This window comes from Psittacicella hinzii (assembly GCF_003585935.1).
Lineage (GTDB): Bacteria > Pseudomonadota > Gammaproteobacteria > Enterobacterales > Psittacicellaceae > Psittacicella > Psittacicella hinzii.
In genome coordinates this window covers 1-2,776 of the sequence record NZ_NRJG01000137.1, presented here as the reverse complement: position 1 = coordinate 2,776, position 2,776 = coordinate 1, and the positions used below count along the sequence as shown (strand labels likewise).

At 32.4% G+C, this 2,776-nt stretch carries 2 protein-coding genes; one reads left to right on the top strand and one right to left on the bottom strand.

Annotated features, from left to right (window positions below; all coding sequences use genetic code 11):
* Positions 1-169: 169 nt before the first annotated feature.
* Entirely contained in the window at positions 170-1,042 is an 873-nt protein-coding gene (gene accD / locus CKF58_RS06810) for an acetyl-CoA carboxylase, carboxyltransferase subunit beta (protein WP_119532280.1), read from the bottom strand.
* Between the two features lie 120 nt (positions 1,043-1,162).
* Here accD and CKF58_RS06805 point away from each other — a divergent pair, with 120 nt between their 5' ends.
* A complete protein-coding gene (locus CKF58_RS06805; RefSeq protein ID WP_119532278.1) occupies positions 1,163-2,623 on the top strand; it encodes a Do family serine endopeptidase in 1,461 nt (486 codons plus the stop codon).
* The last annotated feature ends 153 nt before the right edge of the window (positions 2,624-2,776 follow it).

The following is a 2,776-nucleotide window of genomic DNA, read 5'->3' as shown; positions in this document are numbered from 1 at the left end:
CAGCTGAACTACCAGACCACAATAGAGTATTTATACTCTTTACTTAATGAAATTGATAACTAAGTTTGTGTAATAAATTATAGCAGTTTATTAATTATTAATGGCTTGAAGTTGCACTAAAACATTTATATATAATATTGCTATAATACAAACTAAAAAGTTGATAAAATTACTTTGCTGTTGGTTCTGGTAAATTTTTAAATTTAGACACTAAGCTAGCTACGTAATTTGGTAGATCTTTACGTTCTACGATATTATCAATTGCACCGTGTTCTAATAAGAATTCAGAACGTTGGAATCCTTCAGGTAATTTCTCTCTAATTGTTTGTTCAATTACACGAGGACCTGCAAATCCAATTAATGCTTTTGGTTCAGCAACAATTACATCACCAAGCATTGCTAATGAAGCAGATACACCACCGAATGTAGGGTCAGTTAGAACTGAAATAAATGGGATACCTGTATCTCTTAATTTAGCAAGAGCAGCTGAAGTTTTAGACATTTGCATTAAAGAGAATAAACCCTCTTGCATACGAGCACCACCTGAAGCAGAAAAACATACTAATGCAGTTTTGCTTTCAAGTGCTAAAGTAGCAGCTCTTACAAAACGTTCACCAACTACAGATCCCATTGATCCACCCATGAACTCAATATTAAAAGCACAAGCTACAATATCAATTCCGTTAACTTTACCTTTATATACAACTAAAGCTTCGTCTGTATCTGTAGACTTTTTAGCACCTTTTAAACGGTCTTTATATGATTTTAAATCTTTAAAGTTTAAAGGATCTTTTGGGTGGATTGCTGTAAATAATTCTTCGTACGTGTCCTGATCAAAAAATGCTTGTAAACGATTTCTTGGAGAAATTCTACCGTGATGATTACAATGTTGACAAACATTTAGGTTAGCTTCATAATCTTTACGATATAAAGTTTGACCACAACCAGTACATTTGGTCCATACCCCTTCAGGAATGACGCTGCTTTCTGAAGACGAGAGTGTCTTTTGAATAGAACTCTTGATTTTATCAAACCAACTCATATGAATCTTTGAACCTTACTTGTAATTTAAAAAAATAGCTATATAACTCTAACTAGATAAAGACAATAGTTTTAAGCAATCTGGTTTATTATATCATTTTTTCCAATTATAGAGATCACTATGAAAAAAAATAAGAGTTTTCTAAAAACCGTACTTGCAAGTAGTTTAGCTTTAATTACTATTGGGGCAGCTACAACTTATGGTGTTATTAACACAGCGCAGGCGGATCCTTCAACTCAATTAACTCAATCACAACCTGCATTTATTCCTAATAAAGCATCTTTAGCTCCAATGATCAAACGAGTTATGCCTTCAGTAGTGTCATTGGATGTAAAAGCTGTTGAAACCAGTCAAGGAGGTGGTAGTTCTCCTTTAGATATTTTTGGTCAGTTATTACCTAAAGAATTCCAAGATTTACTAGGTGACCAATTTTCAGGTGGTCAACCAAGAGAACAAAATGTTCGTCAAATGGGATCTGGTGTAATTATTGATAGTAAAAATGGTTACATTGTAACAAACTATCACGTTGTTTCAGGTGCTAAAAGTATTAAAGTTAAAACTTATGATAATCGCACTTACAACGCTAAAGTAATAGGTACAGACCCTGATACAGATTTAGCAGTATTAAAAGTTGAAAACTTTAATAATCTTCAACAAATTAATATCGGTGATTCGAATTCTGCAGAAGTAGGTGATTTTGTTGTTGCTATTGGTAATCCATTTGGTATTGGTTTAACAGCAACTTCAGGTATTGTTTCTGCTTTAAACAGATCAACATCATTAAATTTCTACGATAACTATATTCAAACGGATGCATCTATTAACTCTGGTAACTCAGGTGGTGCATTAGTTGATTTAAACGGTAACCTAATTGGTATTAATAGTGCAATCCTTTCAAAATCTGGTGGTTCAGTTGGTATTGGATTTGCTATTCCGTCAAATGTAGTTAAGTCTATTGCTAACCAAATTATTGCCAATGGTAAAGTATCACGTGGTCAATTTGGTATTCGGGGTAACGATTTAAATCAAACTCTAATTGAATTAAATAAAATCCCAGTTAGTGAAGGTGCATTTGTAAATGAAGTGTTCCCTGGTTCTGCAGCTGATAAAGCAGGATTAAAAGCTGGAGATGTTATTGTTAAAGTTGATAACACGAAAATTGTAGACTTTAACCAATTAAGATCTGTTGTAAGTGCTCAACCTGCAAATACAACATTTAGTGTAACTTATATCCGTGAAGGTAAAACTTACACAACTAATATCACATCAGACAAGAACCAAAATACAGCTGCATCTAAATCACAACAATCACAAACAGATAAACAAGGTGATGTGAGTGTATTTGGTACTTTATTTAGCCAAAATGATAAAGGCGTTGTAGTTAAAAAAGTTGAGAAAAACTCACCGTTTGGTGTGTATGGAATTAAGGTAGGTGATAAATTATTATCTATTCAAGATATTCCAGTTGCAAATACAGCCGAATTGAAAAATGCTTTAGAAAAAGTAAAAGAAGCGGAAATGGTTGTATTTAAATTCCAAAGAGACAATAGAATTATCTACGTTTCTATTCAAAACAATTAATCTCTAATACAAAACAAAAATAGAGCTTGCGAAGAAACCGCAAGCTCTATTTTTGTTCCCTATTTTCAATCCTAATTTCCCGAAAATTTAAAGTCTTCAATAATCAATAATTTAGATAAAAATATTGAAAAAGATGAAAAAATCAAGCTTAAA

Excerpts from the sequence above, each read along its gene's own strand:
- CKF58_RS06805 (WP_119532278.1), top strand. The coding sequence starts at position 1,163 with ATGAAAAAAAATAAGAGTTTTCTAAAAACCGTACTTGCAAGTAGTTTA.
- accD (WP_119532280.1), bottom strand. The coding sequence starts at position 1,042 with ATGAGTTGGTTTGATAAAATCAAGAGTTCTATTCAAAAGACACTCTCG.